Below are 20,574 nucleotides of genomic sequence, written 5' to 3' on the forward strand. Positions count from 1 at the left end.
TCGTCGGGAGGAGGGCACCCGTGACGAGACTGCTGGCGGTCCTGGCGCTGATCGCCGGGTTCGTGCTGGCCGCTCCCGTCGCCCTCGAACGCGGCGATGTCGCGGGTTTTTCGGCGGCGGTCGACGCCGTCCACCTCCCGGGTACGGCCGCCACGCGGGCCACGACCCACCCGGTCCAGCAGGGGCACCAGGGCCAGCCGCTCGACGGTGTCCAGCCGGCCGTCCACGTCGCGCCGGAGCCGCGTCGGTTCGCGGATGTGGTTGAGCCCGTACAGCTTGGTGCCGAGCGCGCCGTTCGTGATCTGCTGGGTGAGCGTGCACCGCCTTTGACCTCCGGTTTCTGATCCTCTTCTCCCTTCCCCGACCCCGGAGGTCACCCCGTCATGCCGCGCTTTCGCGCGCGGCGAGAACTCCTCGTCCGAGGGCTGTTGTCCCTCGGCGTGCTCGCCGCGTCGACGTTCGTCCTGCTCACCAGCCAGCCGCGCCTCGGTCTCGACCTGCGCGGCGGTACTCAGATCGTGCTGGAAACGCCTGTTGAAGCCACCTCTGACAACACCGATCGGGCGATGGAGGTGTTGCGCCGGCGGGTGGACGAGTTGGGTGTCGCCGAACCTGTTCTGGCGCGGTCGGGTGATCGTCGGATCGTGGTCGAACTGCCGGGGGTGCAGGACCCGGCGGAGGCCGTCGAGGTGCTGGGGCGGACCGCGCAGTTGGTCGTGCAGCCTGTGACGGGGCCTGGTGACGTGCCGACGCCTGAAGGTGATTCGGTGGCGCTGGGTGCTGTGGTGATGACGGGGGAGGGGATCAAGGGGGCCCAGGCCGCGCCGAACTCGGCTGGTGCGGGGTACCAGGTGACGGTTGATTTCCAGGGGGACGCGCCTTCGAAGTGGCAGAAGGTGACTGCGGAGGCTGCCTGTTACCAGCCGGGTGACACCCGTCGGAGGGTGGCGTTCGTGCTGGACGGGAAGGTGGTGTCGGCACCGCGGGTCGACCCGTCGGTGGTGTGCGGCACGGGCATGATCGGGAGCAGCACGCAGATCACCGGGAAGTTCAGCCAGGACGAGGCGCGTGAGCTGGCGCTGGTGATCCGGTCCGGGGCGTTGCCGGTGCCGGTGGAGGTCGTCGAGCAGCGGACCGTGGGGCCGACGTTGGGGGCCGAGGCCATCGAGGCCAGTGCGCGGGCGGCGGTCATCGGGATCGCGTTGACCGGGTTGTTCCTGGTGTTCGTCTACCGGCTCGCGGGGCTGGTGGCGGTGTTGGCGCTGGGTGGCTACGCGGTCCTGGCGTATGCGGCCTTGTTGGGTGTTGGGGCGACTTTGACCTTGCCCGGGTTGGCCGGGTTCGTGCTGGCCATCGGCATGGCGGTGGATGCGAACGTGCTGGTGTTCGAACGGTCGCGGGAGGAGTTCGCGCGGCGCAAGCGTTTGCCGCGGTCGGTGGACCAGGGGTTCAAGGGGGCGCTGAGCGCGGTCGCGGACTCGAACGTGACGACGTTGTTGGCGGCCGGGTTGTTGTTCTGGCTCGCCACGGGGCCGGTGAAGGGGTTCGGGGTCACGCTGGCCATCGGGGTGCTGGCGTCGCTGTTCAGCGCGCTGGTGCTGACCCGGGTGCTGTTGCAGCTGGTCATGCCGGTGCTGGAGCGGCGGCCCCGGTGGAGCGGGCTGCACGACCTGGGGCGAGTGCGGACGTGGCTCGGCACCAAGGGGTTCGAGCTGTTCCGGCGGCCTCGGCGGTGGTTGTTCGCGGCGGGTGCGGTCGCGGTGGTGGCGGTGTTGGGGTTGTTCGTGCGCGGGTTGGAGCTGGGGGTGGAGTTCACCGGCGGGCGGATGATCGAGTACACGGCGTCCTCTGTGGACGCCGGACGGGTGCGGGCGGAGCTGGTGGCGGCCGGGTTCGGGGACGCGGTCGTGGCGACGTCGGGGGACAACGGGATCTCCGTGCGGACCGGGCCGATCGACGAATCGCAGGCGGCACGGGTTGGTGACGCCGTGGATAGGGCTGCTGGAGGGGCTTCGCAGGTTCGCAACGAGTTGATCGGGCCGTCGCTGGGGGCGGAGTTGCGGCGCAACGCGCTGGTGGCGTTGGGCATCGCGGTGGCCGCGCAGTTGGCGTACCTGGCGGTGCGGTTCGACTGGCGGTTGGGACTGGCGACCGTGGTCGCGCTGGTGGCCGATGTCGTGGTGCTCGTGGGCGCGTTCGCGTGGCTGGGGAAGACGGCGGACGGGGTGTTCCTGGCCGCGCTGCTGACCGTGATCGGGTACTCGGTGAACGACTCGGTGGTGGTGTTCGACCGGGTTCGCGAGCTGCGCCGGGCGCGGCGGTCGACGCCTTACGCGGACGTGGTGTCCGCGGCGGTGCTGCAAACCGTGCCGCGGACGGTGAACACCGGCATCGGCGTGCTGTTCGTGCTGGGCGCGCTGCTGGTGCTGGGTGACGGGTCGCTCGCCGACTTCGCCACCGCGCTGCTGATCGGGCTCGTCGCCGGTACCGTCTCGACCGTCCTGACGGCGGCACCGGTCGCGATCGCGCTGGAGGCTCGACGATGAACACAGGCCACGCCCTGCTCGCGGTCGGCGGCGCGTTCCTGGCGGCGGGACTGATCGCCCGCGCCGGTGTCCGGATCGGACTGCCGACCATCCCGCTGTTCATGGTCGCCGGCATCCTGTTCGGTCCGAACACCCCCGGTCTGTCCCTTGTGGACGACCCGGCCGAGATGGGCGTGCTGGCCAGTCTCGGCCTGGTGTTCCTGCTGTTCTACCTCGGTCTTGAGTTCTCCGTGGACGACCTGGTGTCCGGCGGGCGCAAGCTCGCGTTCGCGGGCGTCGGGTACCTGGCGCTCAACATCGGCGGCGGGCTGGCGTTCGGGTTCGCGCTGGGGTGGGGTTCGCGGGAGGCGCTGGTCGTGGCCGGGGCGATCGGGATCTCGTCGTCGGCGATCGTGACCAAGCTGCTGGTGGAGGCTGGGAGACTGCGGCGGCCGGAGTCCCGGCTGGTCATGGGCATCATCGTGATCGAGGACGTGTTCCTGGCGCTGTACCTGGCGGTGCTGCAGCCGGTGCTCGGCGGGACCTCGGGCGTGCGGGCGCTGCTCGACTTCGGCAAGGCGTTCCTGTTCCTGCTGGTGCTGGCGGCCATCGCCCGGTGGGGTGGCCGGGTGGTGACCAGGCTGTTCGGGCGGATGGACGACGAGCTGCTGGTGGTGTGCTTCGTCGGCGTGGCGGTGACCGGTGCGGCGGTGGCGCACGAGCTGGGGGTGTCCGACGCGATCGGCGCGTTCATGGTCGGCGCGGTGCTCGGCGGTTCGGGGGTGGCGAAGCGGGTGCACAAACTGGTGCTGCCGCTGCGGGACGCGTTCGGGGCGCTGTTCTTCTTCATCTTCGGGCTGAGCATCGACCCGGGGGCGGTCGGTGGGGTGGTGCTGCCGGTGCTGGCGGCGGTGTTGGTGACGATCGTGCTGAACCTGGGCGCGGGGCTGTTCGCGGCGAAGCTGCACTCGTTCGACCGTCAGCAGGCGGTGGACATCGGGTTGACGGTGCTGACGCGGGGCGAGTTCTCGCTGGTCCTGGCCGCGATGGCGGTGGCGGCGGGGCTGGACTCCCGGGTCGCGCCGTTCGTGGCCGGGTACGTGCTGCTGCTGGCGGTGATCGGGCCGTTGGCGGTGCTGCGGTCGGAGCGGCTGACGTGGCTGCTGCCCCGGCGGTGGTTCGGCGACGACCTTGCGGTGGCCGGGGATCGGGTCGAGCATGATCGGCGGACGTGATGGCTCGGGAGGGACGCATGACGGGATTCGCCGGGTACCAGAACGAGATCTACCTCCAAGGCCTGGCCGGGCAGGTGCCGCCGTTCACCACCGACCCCGAGGCGCTGGAGGCGTCCGCTCGGGAACGGCTCGGGCCGGGGCCGTTCTGGTACGTCGCGGGCGCCGCCGGGTCGGGGGCCACCGCCCGGGCCAATCGGGAGGCGTTCGACGAGTGGCGGATCGTGCCGCGGATGCTCACCAACGCCACCGAGCGGCACCTCGGCGTGTCCGTGCTGGGCACGAAGCTGTCCGCGCCGGTGCTGCTCGCGCCGGTCGGGGTGCAGTCGATCCTGCACCCGGACGGTGAGCTGGCCACCGCACGGGCCGCGGCCGAACTGGGGGTGCCGTTCGTGCTGTCCACCGCCTCGTCGCACACGATCGAGGAGGTGGCGGACGCGGCCGGGGACGGGGCGCGGTGGTTCCAGCTGTACTGGCCGAACGACCCGGACGTCTGCGTGAGCATCCTGGACCGGGCGCGCAAGGCCGGGTTCTCCGTCTTGGTGGTCACCCTCGACACGTGGACGCTGGCGTGGCGGCCCCACGACCTCGACCAGTCCTACCTACCGTTCCTGCGCGGCGTCGGGACGGCCATCCCGTTCTCCGACCCGGCGTTCCGGGCGGGTCTCGCCGCGCCGCCGGAGGAGGACCGGCCGATGGCGATCCTGCGGTGGGTGCAGCTGTTCACCGGCACCGACAAGTCGTGGGACCAGCTCGCGTTCCTGCGCGAGCACTGGGACGGGCCGATCGTGCTCAAGGGCATCCAGCACCCCGACGACGCGCGCAAGGCCGTCGACGCGGGGGTGCAGGGGATCGTGGTGTCCAACCACGGCGGGCGGCAGGTCGACGGGGCCGTGGCGTCGCTGGAGGTGTTGCCGGAGATCGCGGCGGCGGTGGGTGAGCAGGTCGAGGTGCTGTTCGACTCCGGTGTGCGGACCGGCGCGGACATCGTGAAGGCGTTGGCGCTGGGTGCGTCCGCGGTCATGGTCGGCCGGCCGTTCGCCTACGGGCTGGCCCACGGCGGGCAGGTCGGTGTGCGGCACGTGCTGCGCGGGCTGCTCGCCGACTTCGACCTGACCCTGGGCCTGTCCGGGCACCGCAGCCCGGCCGAACTCAGCCCCGAGGTGTTGCGGCGTCGCTGAGCCGGCGCAGGCGGTCCTGGAGGGTGGCGAAGTCCGCGGGCTGCACGGTGATCCACGGTGTCCCGTCGCTGCCCCTCGACTTCGCGCTCAGGTACCGGCCGGTGACGGTGTCGAAGAACGTCAGCGGGGCCTCGCAGCGCTGCTTGCGGCCGAACCGGTCGCGGCGGGCGGCGAACAGCTGCCCGCCGCCGGTCCGCTTCTCCGCCAACAGGTTCTTCAGCTGCTGGGTCTCCGCGACGTGCGCGCCGGTCGGCCGGCTGGCCTGCATGAAGCTGCGCTCGTACTCCTCGTTGTACGACGGCGGTTTCGGCTTGTCGTTCAACGCGTCCGCGGGCAGCGAGATCACCCCGCCCCGGCCCGGCTTGGCCTCGGGCAGGGCGGCGACCAGCGACTGCACGGCGTCCTCCGGGCGCACCGGTTCCAGCACGAAGTGCTTGTCCGGCCGCAGGACCACGCGCAACGCGTCGTCGCCCGACTGGGCCACGAGCGCGGTGCGCGTGTCGCCGTCACCCTCGTTGAAGAACGCGTAGTACTCCGTGCCCGCCTCGGCGACGAGCCGCAGCGCGCGGCCCAGGTCGGGGTGCACCTGCCGGCCGCGCGCCAACCCGAGCCGCTCCAACTCCGCCCAGCCACCCCGCGCGAGGTCCGCCAGACCGCTCAGGTCGCCCTCGGCGAGGCGGTCCTCGTCGAAGTCGACGTCGGTGAGCAGCGCGTTGTGCAGCGTCGGCAGACCTTCGGCCTGCCAGGCGTTGTAGAGCGCGACGACCGGGATCGCCACCTTGGTGTGCAGCACTGTTCTCCCCTATTCGCCGATGACCGGCGGGGCCACCATGGTGCCGTCGCCGAAGATGTCCTCGGTCTCTTGGAGGTACGAGGCGGCCTTGTGCTCCTTGTCCTCATCCCCCTGCCCCCGACCGGCACCGGCCCCCATACCGGCACCCATGCCCATACCCGCGGCACCACCTCGTCCGGCCGCGCCCGCGCCGCCTGGCCCGAAACCACCGCCCGCGCCTGGCCCGAAACCGCGCTCACCACCGGGCATGACGGCGGACGTGCCACCGGGGCCGAACCCGCCACCGGGTCCGCCCATGCCGCCGGGCATACCGGGCATGCGCCCCATTCCGCCACCGCCACCGCCGCGGCCACCACCCGGACCGCCTCCGGGCACACCGGGTCCGCCCGGGCCGCCGGGTCGTCCGCCACCGGGTCCGGGCACGCGGGGCCGGTTGTTGGGGTTGCGCGGGTCGTTCGGGTTGCGCGGGTCGTAGGGGAGCCGGGGGTCGTACGGCAGGCGCGGGTCGCCGGGCAGCCTCGGGTCGCCCGGTCGCGAGGGGTCGACGACGACCGGCGGGGGCGGAGGCGGCAGCGGCCGGTCCGGCGGCGGGAGCACCTCGGACTTCTTCAGGTTGCCGCCACCGTCGTCGACGTTCGGCGGGGGCGGGGTGACCGGCGGCAACGGCGGGTTGGTCCGGTTCTTGCCGTCGCCGTCGCCGTCGCCACCACCGTCGTCGGGCGGAACGGGCTCCCACTCCTTCGGCGGCTGGATCGGCGGGGGCGTGGGCGGCTCGATCCCGCCGCCCATCTCGTCCGGGGACTGGAAGGTGGGCATCGAGGCGCTGGCCGAGTTGGCCGCGTTGCCGTACGCGGAGAGGACCTCGACGTTGCGCGAGTTGACCTGCTGGCTCTTCTCGACCGCGTCGTCGTAGTCGGTGTCCCACGGGACCATGCCGTTGTACCAGGGCTTGTCGGGGACGTCGACGGGCTTCTCGACGGAGTCGCGGGCGTGCCGGAAGGAGTCGCTGATGCTGCTGGTGCCCTGGGAGGCGACCATCGCACTGTCCCCGGCGGCGGCGGACCAGGTGGCCAACGGGGTGGTGGCGGACCTGGCCTGGTCGCCGGCGGCGCCCTCCCAGGAGGCGCCCGAGTCGCGGACGGCCTTCTCGATCAGGTACGTGACCTCGGCGTGGTGGTCGCGGACCTTGTTCCAGTTGTCCTGGGTGGCGTCGGTGGTCTGCTCCGGGCCTTTGCCGTCCTTGAACCAGCCGTAGATCTTGTCCGCGCCGATGCCCATCTGGAGGAGCATGAGGCCGGGCAGGTCCATGTCCACCGCGGGGCCTGAGGGAGGTGCCATGGCCTACCCCTTCAGCTTTCCTATGACGGTCGCCCCGAACTTCTCGGCGGCGTCGCACGGCTTGCCGGCGAAGGCCTTGTCACCGTCGCCGACAGTGGCCTGGATGAGCACGGCCTCCTTGTCGGACGTGCCAATGGCCGTGTTGCAGTCCAAGGTGCCGCTCGCGGTGTCGTAGCTGACCGCGGGGTAACCGGCCACGGTCGCCTCGCGGAACACCTTGCGGGACTTGTTGCTCTCCCGGAAGCTCTCCAGCGTCGCGCCCTTGACCACGAGGACCACCTGGTACGAGGAGTCCTCCAGCACGTCTTTGCCGTCCCACGCGCAACTCGGGCCGTTCGGGCCGTCCGCCTCGGCCTTCGGCGCGTCGAAGTTGCCGAACGGGGCCAGGTCGCCGGCGGCGAGGATGGCGCACGGGTCCTGGGTGAACTTCCGGATGTCCAGGGCGGCCGGACCACTCGGCTTGGAGCTGGTCTTGGTGGTCGACGTCGCGCCGCCGCCCGTGGTGGGCGCGGGCGTCGGGTTGCCCACGTTGGTCGAGGTGCAGGCGGCGAGAGCGGCCGCGGCGGCTCCGACGACGAGAACGGACCGGAGAATGCGGTTCAAGAGTTCAGTCCCTCGGCTTCAGTGCGTCCTGGGCGGCCGAGTCGGTGCCCTTGTAGGCCGCCAGCGCGTCTTTGATGTTCTGGATCGTCTGCTTGAGCGCCAGGCGGGCCTTCTCGTTGGCCCAGCCGTAGCCGCCCTCCTGGTCACCGGCGGTTTCGCGAATCTTCAGGGTGGCGAACCCGCTGTAGGCGTCCTTGCCCGGTGACTGCACCTGGGTGATCTGGTCGGAGTACCGCTTGGCGTTCCGCAGCTCCAGGTAGGCCTTCTCCAGGCCTTTGATAAGGTTCTCGGCCTCGTCCGGGTCGACGTAGAACCTGGTCTGCGACACCACGTAGCCGGCCCCGGCGCCGCCGGGTGCCTTGGACACCGTGTCGCCCACGAAGCTGAGCTTCCCGCCCCCGCCTTCGGCGTCGTACATCGTTCGCGCTCCCCTCACGCCAACCGCCGGTCAAATCATGGCACAGCAGGTCAGCGCGGTCCGGGAGTTCGAGGTGGTTGCTCCCGGCGGGGGATGTCCGATCTGTTCAAGACGGTGCTCGTCGGGCGGAATAGCGTCGGGGCATGGTGGATCTGGTGAGGTCGTTCATTTGGCGCAACGCGCGCGTGTTGGAGCAGCGGCGGTTTGAGTTCCTGTTCGACGGTGGGTCTGCTGGGTCGGTGGTGGCGGCTGTTTTGGCTTATCGGAACGACGACGGTGGGTTTGGGCATGCGCTTGAGCCTGACGGGCGCGGGCCGACCAGTCAGCCGTTGCACACCTACACCGCCCTGAGGTTGCTGCACGAGGTGGGGGAAGAGTCGTACGTGGTCAGTGCGGCGGACTTCTTTGGTTCGGTGGCCAACGACGACGGTGGGTTGCCGAACTGTCTGGAGACGGCGCGGGACCATCCGCGGGCACCGTGGTGGCAGGTCGGGACTGATACGGACCTGTTGATGACGGGGTTGGCGGCCGGTGTGTTGCACCAGTTCGGGATTGAGCATGAGTGGTTGAGCAAGGCGACCGAGTTGGTGTGGGACAAGATCGACCGGCTGGGGGACACCCACCCGTACGAGGTCAACGCTTGTGCGAGGTTCCTGGACCACGTGCCGGACCGGGCAAGGGCCGAGGTGGCGGCGGAGAAGTTGAGGGAGTTGGTTCGGGGCAAAGGGCTGGTTGACCTGGGGGACGGGCGGGCGCCTGAGGGGTATGCGGTCGGGGAGACGCACAAGCCGCATCACTACGCGCCCACGCCGGACAGCCTGGCCCGTCGGTGGTTCAGCGACGATGAGGTTGAGCGTGACCTGGATCGGCTCGAAGCCGAGCAGCAAGAAGACGGTGGCTGGACGTTCCCGTGGGCCGCTTGGACGCCGGTGACCGAGTACGAGTGGCGGTCGATCGTGACGATCGAAGCCCTCAAGACCCTCCGCGCCTACGGGCGGATCAGCTGACCCAGGGACACGCCGGCCAACTCCTTCACCTCGCGGGACAGGTGCGCCTGGTCGGCATAACCGGTGCGGTACGCGATGTCGGCGAACGGGACGCCGGTCCACGCCAGCTTCACCGCGCGGTCGAATCGCAGCACCCGGTGCAGGACCTTGGGTCCGTAGCCGAACGCGTCCAGGGACCTGCGGTGCAGGTGACGGGTGCTCAGGCCCAGGTCGGCGGCAAGGTTGGCGACGGTTGAAGAGGGGACCGCATGGGCTACGGCCTGGGCTAGAGGGTCTGGTGGGGTGGTGCGGAGTCGAGTTAAGGCGGCTTGGGCGAGCACTGCGCACGGGTCGTCGGCGGTGTGCAGGGCGTCTTCCAAGGCTGAGGACTGGCCCCACAGGTCCGTTAGAGGAACGCGCAGGTCGCGTAGGGCGTGGGCGGGGACACCGAGGACGGACGGGCCTACGCCGGGAGCGAAGCGGACGCCGTAGAGCGTTCCGGGGTGCATGGTGGTGAGGTGGGCCGTGGTGTCCGGGCCGGCTACGAACAACTCGCCGGAGGACGACCACATCAGGTCGGTGCAGCCGTCTGGAACTACCCGGCCGGTGGTGGGGACGGGCGACGAACGCCGCCAGGCGCAGGCCAGGCCCGCGACCGGACGTTCCTCGTACTCGCTGACGAGCGCCCGCACCCTGTCAACCCTAACCGGGATCGGTGGGGATGGCGGGCCGCGGAGGAGGAGGCATCCGCGGCCCGCCAGGTCAACCACTCAGGTGCTGAATTTCAGCCAGTTCACGCTCACGTAAGCCGCGGGCTGGCCGCTGGTGAAGGTGATGTAGACGTCGTGGGTGCCGGTGACGCCGGAGATGTTCGCCGGGACGGTGCGCCAGCTCTGCCAGCCGCCCGTGTTGGCGATGGCGAAGCTGCCGATCGGGGTGGCCGTCGGGCTGTCCAGCCGCACCTCCACCAGGCCGCTCACGCCACCGGCCGCGCCCGACGCCGCCCGTGCGATGAACTGGCGCGCGGTGCCCGAGCCGAAGCGGACGCCGGAGAAGTGGAGGCGGTCGCCGTTCTTGAGCAGGCCCACGTCCTGGCCGCCCTCGGAGCACGCCTCCACCACCCCGCCGGAGCGGGACGTCGCCTGTTCGGCCTGGATTTCCGCGTACGCGTCCCAGCCGCTGCCGCCGGGCGTCGTGGTCGTGGTGGTCGGCGGGGTGGTGCCGCCGCCGGCGGTCCAGACCGCGACGTAGTCGACGACCATCGAGTGACCGGGCACGGTGGCGGCGGTCGGGGTGGCGTGGCCCGCGACACCGTTGGGGAACGCGCCGCCCATGGCCAGGTTCAGCAGGATGAAGTAGCCCGCGTGGCCGGTCATGTTGTTCCACGTCGTCGCGTCGAACTGGTTCTGGCTGACGCTGTGGAACTGCTGCCCGTCCACGTACCAGCGGAACTGCTTCGGGCTGACGCTCTCGTCCCACTCGAACCGGTAGGTGTGGAACGCCGACTGGCACGTCGAGCCGGGGCACGCGCGGCTCGCGCCCAGGCCGTTGGTCTCGTTGCACGGCCCGCCGGGGTTGACGCCGCAGTGCAGCACGCCCCACACGGAGTTGATGCCGTTGACGTTCTCCATGATGTCGAACTCGCCGATGGCGGGCCAGTTCCAGTAGTTGCCGCGGTAGGGCGAGCCGAGCGCCCAGAACGCGGGCCAGTAGCCGAGGGCGGCGCTGCCGGTGACGTTCGGCATCTGGATGCGGCCCTCGATGGCGAGCTTGCCGCCGGCGGGTGGGCGGAAGTTCGCGCGCTGGGTCTCGATGCGGGCGGACGTCCAGTTGCCGGCGCCGTCGCGCAACGCGGTGATGCGCAGGTTGCCGTTGCCGTCGAGGCGGATGTTCGAGGTGGAGTTGGTGTAGTTCTGGATCTCGCCGGTGCCCCAGTTCGCGGGGCCGCCGGGGTAGTTGTGGCCGAGGTCGAAGATCCAGTTGGCGCCGGAGGGCAGGGTGTTCGCGGCGCCGGTGAAGTCGTCGCTCCACTGGAGCGTCCAGCCCGGTGGCGTGGGCGGCACCGAGGCGTCGGCCGAGATCGTGGCGAAGACCGCGGCGGGAACGGCGGTGAGCAGGGCGGCGGCGGTGGCGAGCGCGCGCCGCCGACGGCTGGGTTCCATGCGCGGGTGACCTCCTTGTCACTCGTTCTGCACGGCAACGAACCGGGTTGTCCGTTCATGAGAGCGCTCTCACGACCGAGACTCAATCGACCGAACGGCGCAATGGCCTACTTGGCGTCCGCGTAGCACTCCACCGGGACGGCGTGGATCGGGAAGCGGACCGGGGTGTCACCGAAGACCAGGGAGGAGGCCTCGGCACCGGCCGCGGCGACCTCGGCGCACACCGCCTCCGCCGACTCGGTCGGTGTGTGCACCAGGACCTCGTCGTGCTGGAAGAAAACCAGGTGCGCGCCCGGCGCTGTTCGGCGCAGGCGTCTTCGCAGCGCGCCCAGGAGCGCGGCGGTCCAGTCGGCCGCGCTCGCCTGCACCACGAAGTTGCGGGTGAACCGGCCCCAGTCGCGGGCCGCCCGCCGGGACTGCCGGGCCTCCTCCTCGCCCTCCTCGGCGTTGCCGGTCAGCGCGTGCCACGCCTCGGACGGTGTCGGACTGGTGCGGCCCAACCGCGAGCGGACCATCCGGCCCTGCTCACCGGCCACCGCGGCGGCCTCCACGTACCCCACCGCCTCGGGGAACCGGCGTCTCAGGACGGCCAGCAGCGGACCGGCCTCGCCGCTGGTGCCGCCGTACATCGCGGACAGCATGGCGATCTTCGCCCGCCCCCGGTCGCCGTCGAACGCGTCCGCCGCCAGGGTCGTGTACAGGTCGTCGTCGCCGGCCACTTCCGCCAGGCGGCGATCACCCGACAGGGCCGCCAGCACGCGCGGCTCCAGCTGGGACGCGTCCGCCGCCACCAACGACCACCCCGGATCGGCCACCACGGCCCGCCGCAGCGTCCGGGGGATCTGCAGGGCCGCCCCACCCCGCGTCGCCCACCGACCGGACACCACGCCGCCCACCACGTAGTCCGGCCGGAACCGGCCCTGCGACACCCACTGGTCCAGCCACGACCACCCGTGCGCCACCCACAGCCGCGCCAGTTCCTTGTACTCCAGCAGGGGCGCGACCGCCGGGTGGTCGACCTGCTTCAACACCCACGCCCGGGTGGACGGGACGTCGATGCCCTCCCGGCCGAACGCCCGCACGATGCCCGCCGGCGCGTCCGGGTTCACCGAACGCCCGCCGAACGCGGCCGTGATCCGGTCGGCCAGCTCGGCGAGCTTGGCCGGCCGGGCGCCGTTCACCGGACGCGGCCCCAGCATCTCGGTGAGCAACGCGTCGTGGACGTCCTCGCGCCAGGGCAGGCCGTGGAAGGTCATCTCGGCCGCCGCCAGGGCGCTCGCGGACTCGGCGGCCACCAGCAGCCGGAGGCGGTCGGCGTGGGGCAGGCCGGCGAGTGTTCGCTGCTGCTCCGCGTGGACGGCGATCACGGCGTCGAGCGGGTCCGCGTCACCGGGCAGGGGTTCGCGTTCGGGTTCGAACAGGGTGGGCTGGGACTCGCGCTTGCGCGGCCCCTGGTCCTCGGGGACGGGGAGCCCCCGCAGCCGCGCGAGCGCCGCGCCCAGGCCGCGGGGTTCGCGGTGTCTGCCCTGGTAGGCGAGCAGCAGCGATTCCACGTGCCACAGGTCCAGGCATCGCTGCACCCGCACGCCCCGGGCCAGCAGCTCGGGATAGATCTCCGCCGTGGACGACCACAGCCAGCGCGGCTCCCGCAGCTCCCACTCCGCGACGGTGGCGGCCAGGTCGGACGTCTCGATCACCGGCCCGGTGGGCACGCCGGCGTCGGAGAGCGGCCGGAGGCGACCGGCGTTCTCCGCGTGCGGCACCAGAGCGATGAACATGCCTCGGATTGTGCTGTATCGGATGGCCGCGACTGGCGTCGCGGCGGCGAGGCCGCCCGGAAGTCGGCTCGTCGCGCCGCGTTTCCCGCCGATCGAAAAGCATGATCGTCGGGAAGGGCGACGCGACAAGCCGACGCGGCCTCGCGGGAGCGGGGGCGGTCGGAGGGACCAACCCGATCGTGGTTCGCGGGCGGGTGCAGGATATGGGCCCGTGATCGGATCGCCAGGTGCGCTGCTGGACCCGCGGCACGAGGTGGTGCCCTTCCACGGCCGGGCCGCCGAACTCGCCGGGCTGGCGCGCTGGCGGGACGCGGCCGTGCTGCGGTCGGTGCTGCTCCTGCACGGTCGGTCCGGGGTGGGCAAGACCCGGCTGGCCCGGCGGTTCGCCGACGACGGGCTGGTCGTGCTGGACGACGCGGACCTCCTGCCGTGGCACGACGTCCACGCCGTCCTGCGCGACGGGCCGACCCGGGTGCTGCTGGTCGCCCGCGGCGCGGGCTGGTGGTGGTCGGCCACCCGCCAACGCGCCCGCGACCTGCACTACGCGACCGAGGACCTCGAACTCGGACCATGCCCCGAGGAGCACGAGTGGTCGTTCGCGACCGCCTGCGAGCGGTTCGCCGACGCGCTGGACCTGCCCCGGCCCCGCGTGGAAACCCCGCCCTGCGACACGTTCTACGACGTCCACCTGGCCGCGCTGGCCGCCGTCCACGGCGATCCCGGCGACCACCTCGTCGACCGCGTCCGCCGGGTGGTCAGCGTCGACCCGAACCCGCCGACCACCGGCCGCCTCGCCGAGGACGCCCTCGCGGTGACCCTCCTGGACAACCGCATCGCACCCGCGCCGGACGCCCTGGACACCCTCCTGCGCGCCGCCGAGCGCTGGCCGCACGTCCGCGACCGGGCGGTCGAGCTGTTCGCCGCCGACCCCGGACTGGTCGCCAAGGCGGGCATCGGGCCGTTGCGGGTCCTCCACGACCACCCGGAAGTCGTTGCGCGCCAAGTGTTCGACGATCCGCGCTGCCATGGTGACGTCCTGCCCGCCCTCCTCACTCAAGCGCTGTTGAGGAACACGGACGACATCGCCGCACGGGCCGAGCTGAACGGGCTGCTCAGCGCCCGCGCCGCGCTCGCCGCGCTGGGCGAGGAGGCCGTGCAGGCGTCCCGCGCGGAAGTCGCGCTGTACCGGCAGTTGGTCGACCGGGAACCAGTCGCGCACCGGTTGGCGAACGCGTTGGGGGACTTGAGCTTGCGCCTGGTGGCGGTGCGGCGGAACGACGAAGCCCTGGTGGCGGCGGAGGAAGCGGTCCGCTGGTGCCGGTTGCTGGTCACCGGCGACCCGGACACCCTTGCACCGCTCGCCGCCGCTCTCGACCGGTTGGGCCTGCGGTACGCGGCGGTGGGCCGCAAGGAGGACGCGGCGGCGGCCGTCACCGAGTCCGCCGGGCTGTTCGACGACCTGGCCCGCCGGCAACCCGCGCGGTTCCGGCTCGACGCCGCGAAGGCCGCGCACCACCTGGCGGCCCGGCTGTTCGACGTGGGCCGGCGCGCGGAGGCCGGGCACGCGACGCGGCGCGCGGTGCTCCAGTGGCGGGCGGTCGCGGGCGACGACCCGCGCTACGAAGCCGAGTTCGCCCGGACGTTGCGGTCCGTGGCGGCGCTGCTGGCGTCGTTCGGCAGGCCCACGGAGGCGGCGGCGGTGGTGCGCGAGTCGATCGGCGTGCTGCGGAGGCTGGCCGAGGTCAACCCGCGCGACTTCGAGCCGGTCCTGGCTTCTGCTTTGGGCGATCTGGGCGTGCTGTTCCGGAGGCTGGACCGCCGGTCCGAGGCGGCGCAGGCGTTCGAGGACGCGGTGGCGGTGTGGCGGCGGGTGCCCCGGGCGACCGTGCGGCTGGCCGAGGCGTGGCACCTGCTGGCCGACAGCGCGGTCACCAACGAGGACGCCCGGATCGGCGCGCGCACGGCGTTGCTGCTGTGGCACCTAACCGGACACGGGGACGAGATCCGTTACGCCGAAACGCTTTCGCTGTACGCGCGGCGGTGCGCCGAGGTCGGCGCGGATCTCGATCGCGCCCTGGCGGCGGCGCACAAAGCGGTGGCGCTGCTGCGGTCCGCGCAGGCCGATCCGGAACGGCTGGCCCGCGCGGAGCACGCGGTGGCGGAGGTGGTCCGGGCGCACCCCACGCGCACCCCGGACCTCCCCAGCTCTTCCTAGCCCTTCGTGACCAGCGACCGGAGGAAGAACGCCACGTTCGCCGGGCGCTCGGCCAGCCGCCGCATGAAGTAGCCGTACCACTCGTCGCCGTAGGGCACGTACACCCGCATCCGGTTGCCCTCGGCGGCGATCCGCTTCTGCTCGTCGGGGCGAATCCCGTAGAGCATCTGGAACTCGTAGGAGTCCTTGGCCCGGCCCGCCGCCAGGTCCGCCGCGATGGCGATCAGGCGCGGGTCGTGCGAGGCGACCATCGGGTAGCCCTCGCCCTTCATCAGGACCTTCAGGCACCGCACGTAGGACAGGTCCACTTCGGACTTGTCCTGGTAGGCCACGGAAGCCGGCTCCTGGTAAGCGCCCTTGCACAGCCGGACCCGCGACCCGGCGCGCGCCAGGTCCCGGCAGTCCTGCTCGGTGCGCTTGAGGTAGGCCTGGAGCACCGCGCCCACCCACGGGAAGTCGACCCGCAGCTCCCGCAGGATGCCCAGCGTCGAGTCCGTGGTGGTGTGGTCCTCCATGTCGAGGGTGACGGTGGTGCCCACGGACTCGGCGGCGGAACAGATCTTCCGCGCGTTCTCCAGGGCGATCTTCTCGCCGTCCAGCGGCAGGAACTGGCCCACCGCGGACAGCTTCACCGACACCTCGGCGCGGTCGGCGTACCCGGCGTCGCGCAGCCGGCCGAGCAGTTCGAGGTAGGCGTTGACGGTGGCGCCGGCCTGGGCCGCGTCGCGGGTGTCCTCGCCGAGGTGGTCCAGCGTGACGAGCCGGCCGTCGGCGAGCACCCCACCGGTGGTGGCGACGGCGCCGTCGACGTCGTCCCCGGCGATGAACCGCTTGACCACGGGCTTGGTCAGCGGGGTGCTCTCCACGAGCCTGCGGATGGCGCCGGACCGCGAGGCGGCCAGCAGGGTCGAGCGCAGCATGGTCACCCCTGGTGCGGGTAGCGGTGGGACGTCGGCGGCACGAACGTCTCCTTGATGGAGCGCGGGCTGACCCAGCGCAGGAGGTTGTGCACCGAGCCCGCCTTGTCGTTGGTGCCCGACGCCCGGCCGCCGCCGAACGGCTGCTGCCCGACGACCGCGCCCGTGGGCTTGTCGTTGACGTAGAAGTTGCCCGCCGCGAACCGCAGGTACTCCTGCGCGTGCGCGATGGCGGCCCGGTCCCGGGCGATGACGGCGCCGGTCAGGCCGTACGGCGCGGCGCTCTCCATCTGCTTGAGGACGGTGTCGTAGTCCGCGTCGTCGAACACGTGCACGGCCAGGACCGGCCCGAAGTACTCGGTGGTGAACACCTCGTGGTCGGGGTTGCTGCCCAGCAGCACGGTCGGGCGCACGAAGAAGCCGTCGGTGTCGTCGGCGGTGCCACCGGCCGCGATCTCCAGCGAGGAGTCGGACTTGGCCGCGTTCAGGACGCCCGAGAGCTTGTCGAACGAGCGCCGGTCGATGACCGCGCCGAGGAAGTTCGCGAAGTCGGTGACGTCACCCATGGTCAGGGACTCGACCTCGGCGAGGAAGTCGTCCTTCATCCGGTTCCAGACCGAGCGCGGCACGTAGGCGCGGGAGGCCGCCGAGCACTTCTGGCCCTGGTACTCGAACGCGCCCCGGACCAGCGCCGTGCGCAGCACGTCCACGTCGGCGGACGGGTGCGCGAGCACGAAGTCCTTGCCGCCGGTCTCGCCGACGATGCGCGGGTAGGAGCGGTAGCCGGCGATGTTCGCGCCGACCTGGCCCCACAGGTGCTGGAAGGTCTTGGTGGACCCGGTGAAGTGGATGCCCGCGAGGTCCGGGTCGGCCAGCGCGACCTCGGACACCGCCAGGCCGTCGCCGGGGAGCAGGTTGATCACGCCCGGCGGCATGCCGGCCTCTTCGAGCAGGCGCATGGTGAGGTGCGCGGCGAAGCTCTGGGTGGGGGACGGCTTCCAGAGCACGACGTTGCCCATGAGGGCGGGCGCGGTGGGCAGGTTGCCCGCGATGGCCGTGAAGTTGAACGGCGTGATCGCGTAGACGAAGCCCTCCAGCGGCCGGTGGTCCGTGCGGTTCCAGACACCGGGGGAGGACTGCGGCTGCTCGGAGATGAGCTGCTTGCCGAACGCGACGTTGAACCGCCAGAAGTCGATCAGCTCGCACGCCGAGTCGATCTCGGCCTGGATGGCGGTCTTGGACTGCCCGAGCATGGTGGCCGCGTTCAGCGTCTGCCGCCACGGACCGGCGAGGAGGTCGGCGGCCCGCAGCAGGATCGCCGCGCGGTCGTCGAACGACAGCGCGCGCCAGGCCGGCGCGGCGGCCTTGGCGGCGGCGATCGCGTCCCGGGTGTCCTGCTGGGTGGCCCCGTGCAGGGTGCCCAGCACGGCCCGGTGGTTGTGCGGCTGGACGACGTCGAACCGCTCACCGCCGCCGACGCGCTGCTCGCCGCCGACGGTCAGGGTCAGTTCGAGGGGCTCTTTGGCCAACTCGGCCAGCTTCGCCTGCAGCTGCGCGCGCTCCGGGGTACCGGGGGCGTAGCTGAGGACGGGCTCGTTCGCCGGCACGGGGACCCTGGTCACGGCATCCACAAGCAGCTCCTTCGCCACATGGTTGGGTGTCCGTCCACGGTAGGTCGGCCGACCCTGCGCCCCGTTGTCCGGACGTCTAGGCTTGCCCCCTCGCGCTTGTACGAACGGACAAAGGCTGCGCCGACTGGCCGCCGTCCGAAGGAGGGCGGCTGGGATGAGCCTGCGGCAGGTGTTGATCGCCTTGGGGGATCCGCTCGTCGAGGTCCAGGTGGCGCCGCACGGGCTTGAGGTCGAGGTCCACGACGTCGTCATCCTCGACCCCGATGACGTGCCCGACGTCCGGCCCGGCGATCTCGCCCTGGTGATCGGGGCGCGCGGGCGAGCCGCGTTGCCGCTGGTCAGGGCCGCTGGAGCGGGTGGGGCGGCGGCGGTGGCGGTGAAGGTGGACGCGCCGTCCCCGGTGTTGCGGCAGGCCGCTGCCGATGTCGGGGTGGCGTTGTTGGCGGTTCGGCCCGAGGTTCGGTGGGAGCACCTTGAGTCGTTGGCACGGGGAGTGGTTTCCACTGCTCGGATCACCGCCGATGCTGGTGCGACCGAGGTGCTGGGGGATCTGTTCGCCTTGGCGCAGACCATTGCCGCGCTCACCGGGGGAATCGTCAGCATCGAGGACACCGCCAGTCGGGTGCTCGCCTATTCGCGGTCGTCCGATGAAGTCGACGAATTGCGGCGGTTGTCGATCCTGGGGCGGCAGGGGCCGGAGCCCTATTTGAAGATGCTCCGGGAGTGGGGGGTCTACCAGCGGCTTCGGTCCGGTGAGGAGGTCGTTCGCATCGACGAGCGGCCTGAGCTGGGGATTCGGCGGCGGATCGCGGTCGGCATCCACGCCGGTGCGCAGCCGTTGGGCACTATTTGGGTGCAGGAGGGTGGCACGCCGCTCACCGAGCAGTCGGAACGGGCGTTGTTGGGGGCGGCTCGGGTCACCGCGTTGCACCTGGTCCAGCAGCGGGAGCCCACTGCGGCATTTCGGGAGAACCTTTTGGGTTCACTGCTCGACGGGCGGATGGACGCGGTTTCCGTGGCCGAGCAGATCGGGGCGGATCCGGGGAAACCGGCGGCCGTCGTGGTGTTCGCTTTGCGGGGGCAGGAGCACACCGATCGGATCCAGCACGAGTTGCGGCGCGCGGAGATGACCAGCCTGATCTCGGTGCACGCCGCCGCCTACCGGCGGAGTGCGCTGGTCAGCCAGTCGTCGGGGCGGACCTACGTGCTGTTGCCCGACCTGCCGCCGGGGGCGCCGTTGATGGCGTTGACCAAGGAGATCGTGGCGGCGGCGCGCAAGCACATGGGGTTGCGGGTGCAGGGGGCGATCGGGTCCACCGTGTCGACGATGGACGACGTGATGGTGGCGCGGGTCGAAGCCGACCGGGTGTTGGACGCCATGGCGCGGGACCTCGACGCGGACGTCGCCACGTTGGCCGATGTGCGGTCACAGGTGCTGGTCAGCGAGGTGTTGGCGCTGCTGGCCGAGCATCCTCGGATCCGGGACCCGCGCTTGGCACGGCTCGATGCCGATCTCGCCAGGTCGCTGCTGGCCTACCTGGACGCGTTCGGGGACGTCCGGACCGCCGCCGCCCGGCTGCACGTCCACCCGAACACCCTGCGCTACCGGGTCCGGCGGGCGGCGGAGGTGGGCGGGTTCGACCTGGACGACCCGCTGCTCCGGTTGTTCGCCCAGTTGCAACTCAGGCTGACCTGAGGGCGTCACCGACCGCCCCTTAGGCTGCGCGCCGTGAGCACCGATGTGTCGCCTCGGCGCGGCAGCGACTTCGCCGAACTGTCCAGGCTGGTCAAGCAGGCGGGTCTGCTCGACCGCCGGACCGGCTACTACGTGGTGTGCCTGGTGACGGCCGTGGCCGTCCTCGCCGCCACCTGCGCCGCCGTCGTCCTCATCGGCGACTCGTGGTGGCAGCTCGTCCCCGCCGTGGTCCTCGCGGTCGTGTTCACCCAGATCGCGTTCCTCGGGCACGACGCCGGGCACAAGCAGGTGTTCACCGCCAACCGGACCAACGCGGTCACCGGGCTGGTGCTGGGCAACCTGCTGATCGGCGTGGGCTACGGCTGGTGGATGAGCAAGCACAACCGCCACCACGCCAACCCCAACCACGAGGACGAGGACCCGGACGTCGACATCGCGGTCCTGGCGTTCAGCGCCGAGCAGGCCGAGCGCAAGCGCGGGTTCTTCCGGTTCGTGGTGAAGCACCAGGCGTGGCTGTTCTTCCCGTTGCTGCTGCTGGAGGGCTTCAGCCTGCACGTCATCGGGGCGGTCCCGGTGGTGCGGCGCGAGGTCCGGGCGTGGCGGGTGGAGGCGGCGCTGCTGGTGGTGCACGCGATCGGGTACTTGACGCTGGTCTTCGCGTCCATGTCACCGGTGAAGGCACTTGTGTTCATCGCGGTGCACCAGGGGCTGTTCGGCGTGTACATGGGGTGCTCGTTCGCGCCCAACCACAAGGGGATGCCGGTGCTGTCCGCCGGGCACCAGTTGGACTTCCTCCGCAAGCAGGTCCTGACCTCGCGGAACGTGACCGGCGGCCGGTTCACGGACTTCCTGCTGGGCGGCCTCAACTACCAGATCGAGCACCACCTGTTCCCGAACATGCCGCGCCCGCACCTGCGCCGGGCGCAGGCCCTGGTCCGGGACTTCTGCCGGCAGCGGTCGATCTCCTACGCAGAGTGCGGGCTGTTCACGTCGTACGGGTACGTCCTGAAGTTCCTGCACGAGGCGGGGGCGCCGCTGCGCGCGGAGAAGGTCCCGGTCTAGCGCGGCCACGGGTCGGCGGCCGGCGCGGCCTTGGGGT

General features: G+C 71.6%; 17 protein-coding genes. 8 read left to right on the top strand and 9 right to left on the bottom strand.

Annotated elements, in window-relative coordinates; genetic code table 11:
- Positions 1 to 20 precede the first annotated feature (20 nt).
- From RIN75_RS27730 to RIN75_RS27745, 4 genes are read left to right on the top strand one after another with little or no spacing between them, the layout of a single operon-like run.
- The gene (locus tag RIN75_RS27730) at positions 21 to 344 is read left to right on the top strand and encodes a hypothetical protein (RefSeq protein WP_309114970.1); all 324 of its coding nucleotides are present in this window, start codon (positions 21 to 23) and stop codon (positions 342 to 344) included.
- 39 nt (positions 345 to 383) lie between these two features.
- Positions 384 to 2,546, top strand: a complete 2,163-nt coding sequence (secD, locus tag RIN75_RS27735; RefSeq protein ID WP_309114971.1) for a protein translocase subunit SecD — start codon at positions 384 to 386, stop codon at positions 2,544 to 2,546.
- Positions 2,543 to 3,760: a cation:proton antiporter gene (locus RIN75_RS27740; protein ID WP_309114972.1), complete on the top strand. Its 1,218-nt coding sequence runs from the start codon at positions 2,543 to 2,545 to the stop codon at positions 3,758 to 3,760. The genes secD and RIN75_RS27740 overlap by 4 nt, the downstream gene beginning before the upstream one ends.
- Before the next feature lie 17 nt (positions 3,761 to 3,777).
- Positions 3,778 to 4,938 carry a lactate 2-monooxygenase gene (locus tag RIN75_RS27745; protein ID WP_309114973.1) on the top strand — a complete coding sequence of 387 codons (1,161 nt, stop codon included), beginning with the start codon at positions 3,778 to 3,780 and terminating at the stop codon, positions 4,936 to 4,938.
- Here the strand turns inward: RIN75_RS27745 and RIN75_RS27750 are convergent.
- From RIN75_RS27750 to RIN75_RS27765, 4 genes are read right to left on the bottom strand one after another with little or no spacing between them, the layout of a single operon-like run.
- Entirely contained in the window at positions 4,910 to 5,731 is an 822-nt protein-coding gene (locus RIN75_RS27750; protein ID WP_309114974.1) for an ESX secretion-associated protein EspG, read from the bottom strand. The two genes, RIN75_RS27745 and RIN75_RS27750, sit on opposite strands and share 29 nt — an antisense overlap.
- Positions 5,732 to 5,740: 9 nt before the next feature.
- Positions 5,741 to 7,069 (bottom strand): hypothetical protein, encoded by a 1,329-nt coding sequence (locus RIN75_RS27755; protein ID WP_309114975.1) that lies wholly within the window; start codon positions 7,067 to 7,069, stop codon positions 5,741 to 5,743.
- Positions 7,070 to 7,072: 3 nt separating this feature from the next.
- A complete protein-coding gene (locus RIN75_RS27760) occupies positions 7,073 to 7,672 on the bottom strand; it encodes a DUF3558 domain-containing protein (protein WP_309114976.1) in 600 nt (199 codons plus the stop codon).
- Between the two features lie 4 nt (positions 7,673 to 7,676).
- Entirely contained in the window at positions 7,677 to 8,090 is a 414-nt protein-coding gene (locus RIN75_RS27765; RefSeq protein ID WP_309114977.1) for a hypothetical protein, read from the bottom strand.
- A gap of 143 nt (positions 8,091 to 8,233) precedes the next feature.
- Between RIN75_RS27765 and RIN75_RS27770 the strand changes: the two genes are divergently transcribed.
- On the top strand, positions 8,234 to 9,097 hold the full coding sequence (locus RIN75_RS27770) for a hypothetical protein (RefSeq protein WP_309114978.1): 864 nt from the start codon (positions 8,234 to 8,236) through the stop codon (positions 9,095 to 9,097).
- Here the strand turns inward: RIN75_RS27770 and RIN75_RS27775 are convergent.
- From RIN75_RS27775 to RIN75_RS27785, 3 genes are all read right to left on the bottom strand, one after another.
- Positions 9,079 to 9,768: a helix-turn-helix domain-containing protein gene (locus RIN75_RS27775; protein WP_309114979.1), complete on the bottom strand. Its 690-nt coding sequence runs from the start codon at positions 9,766 to 9,768 to the stop codon at positions 9,079 to 9,081. The two genes, RIN75_RS27770 and RIN75_RS27775, sit on opposite strands and share 19 nt — an antisense overlap.
- A gap of 78 nt (positions 9,769 to 9,846) precedes the next feature.
- The gene (locus tag RIN75_RS27780) at positions 9,847 to 11,238 is read right to left on the bottom strand and encodes a carbohydrate-binding protein (RefSeq protein ID WP_309114980.1); all 1,392 of its coding nucleotides are present in this window, start codon (positions 11,236 to 11,238) and stop codon (positions 9,847 to 9,849) included.
- A gap of 107 nt (positions 11,239 to 11,345) precedes the next feature.
- Positions 11,346 to 13,016 carry a bifunctional 3'-5' exonuclease/DNA polymerase gene (locus RIN75_RS27785; protein ID WP_309114981.1) on the bottom strand — a complete coding sequence of 557 codons (1,671 nt, stop codon included), beginning with the start codon at positions 13,014 to 13,016 and terminating at the stop codon, positions 11,346 to 11,348.
- Between the two features lie 211 nt (positions 13,017 to 13,227).
- On the opposite strand from RIN75_RS27785, the gene RIN75_RS27790 reads away from it, so the two are divergent.
- The gene (locus RIN75_RS27790; RefSeq protein ID WP_309114982.1) at positions 13,228 to 15,231 is read left to right on the top strand and encodes a tetratricopeptide repeat protein; all 2,004 of its coding nucleotides are present in this window, start codon (positions 13,228 to 13,230) and stop codon (positions 15,229 to 15,231) included.
- Here the strand turns inward: RIN75_RS27790 and RIN75_RS27795 are convergent.
- Both RIN75_RS27795 and pruA read right to left on the bottom strand, forming a co-directional pair.
- Entirely contained in the window at positions 15,228 to 16,151 is a 924-nt protein-coding gene (locus RIN75_RS27795; RefSeq protein WP_309114983.1) for a proline dehydrogenase family protein, read from the bottom strand. The genes RIN75_RS27790 and RIN75_RS27795 overlap by 4 nt on opposite strands.
- 2 nt (positions 16,152 to 16,153) lie before the next feature.
- Complete coding sequence (pruA, locus tag RIN75_RS27800; RefSeq protein WP_309114984.1) at positions 16,154 to 17,779, bottom strand: L-glutamate gamma-semialdehyde dehydrogenase; 1,626 nt, start codon at positions 17,777 to 17,779, stop codon at positions 16,154 to 16,156.
- Positions 17,780 to 17,933: 154 nt separating this feature from the next.
- Here pruA and RIN75_RS27805 point away from each other — a divergent pair, with 154 nt between their 5' ends.
- Complete coding sequence (locus tag RIN75_RS27805) at positions 17,934 to 19,475, top strand: helix-turn-helix domain-containing protein (protein ID WP_309114985.1); 1,542 nt, start codon at positions 17,934 to 17,936, stop codon at positions 19,473 to 19,475.
- A 24-nt stretch (positions 19,476 to 19,499) separates the two neighbouring features.
- Positions 19,500 to 20,537 carry a fatty acid desaturase family protein gene (locus RIN75_RS27810; protein WP_375296035.1) on the top strand — a complete coding sequence of 346 codons (1,038 nt, stop codon included), beginning with the start codon at positions 19,500 to 19,502 and terminating at the stop codon, positions 20,535 to 20,537.
- Positions 20,538 to 20,574: the final 37 nt, after the last annotated feature.

The sequence above is a fragment of the Saccharothrix sp. genome, assembly GCF_031180885.1.
Lineage (GTDB): Bacteria > Actinomycetota > Actinomycetes > Mycobacteriales > Pseudonocardiaceae > Actinosynnema.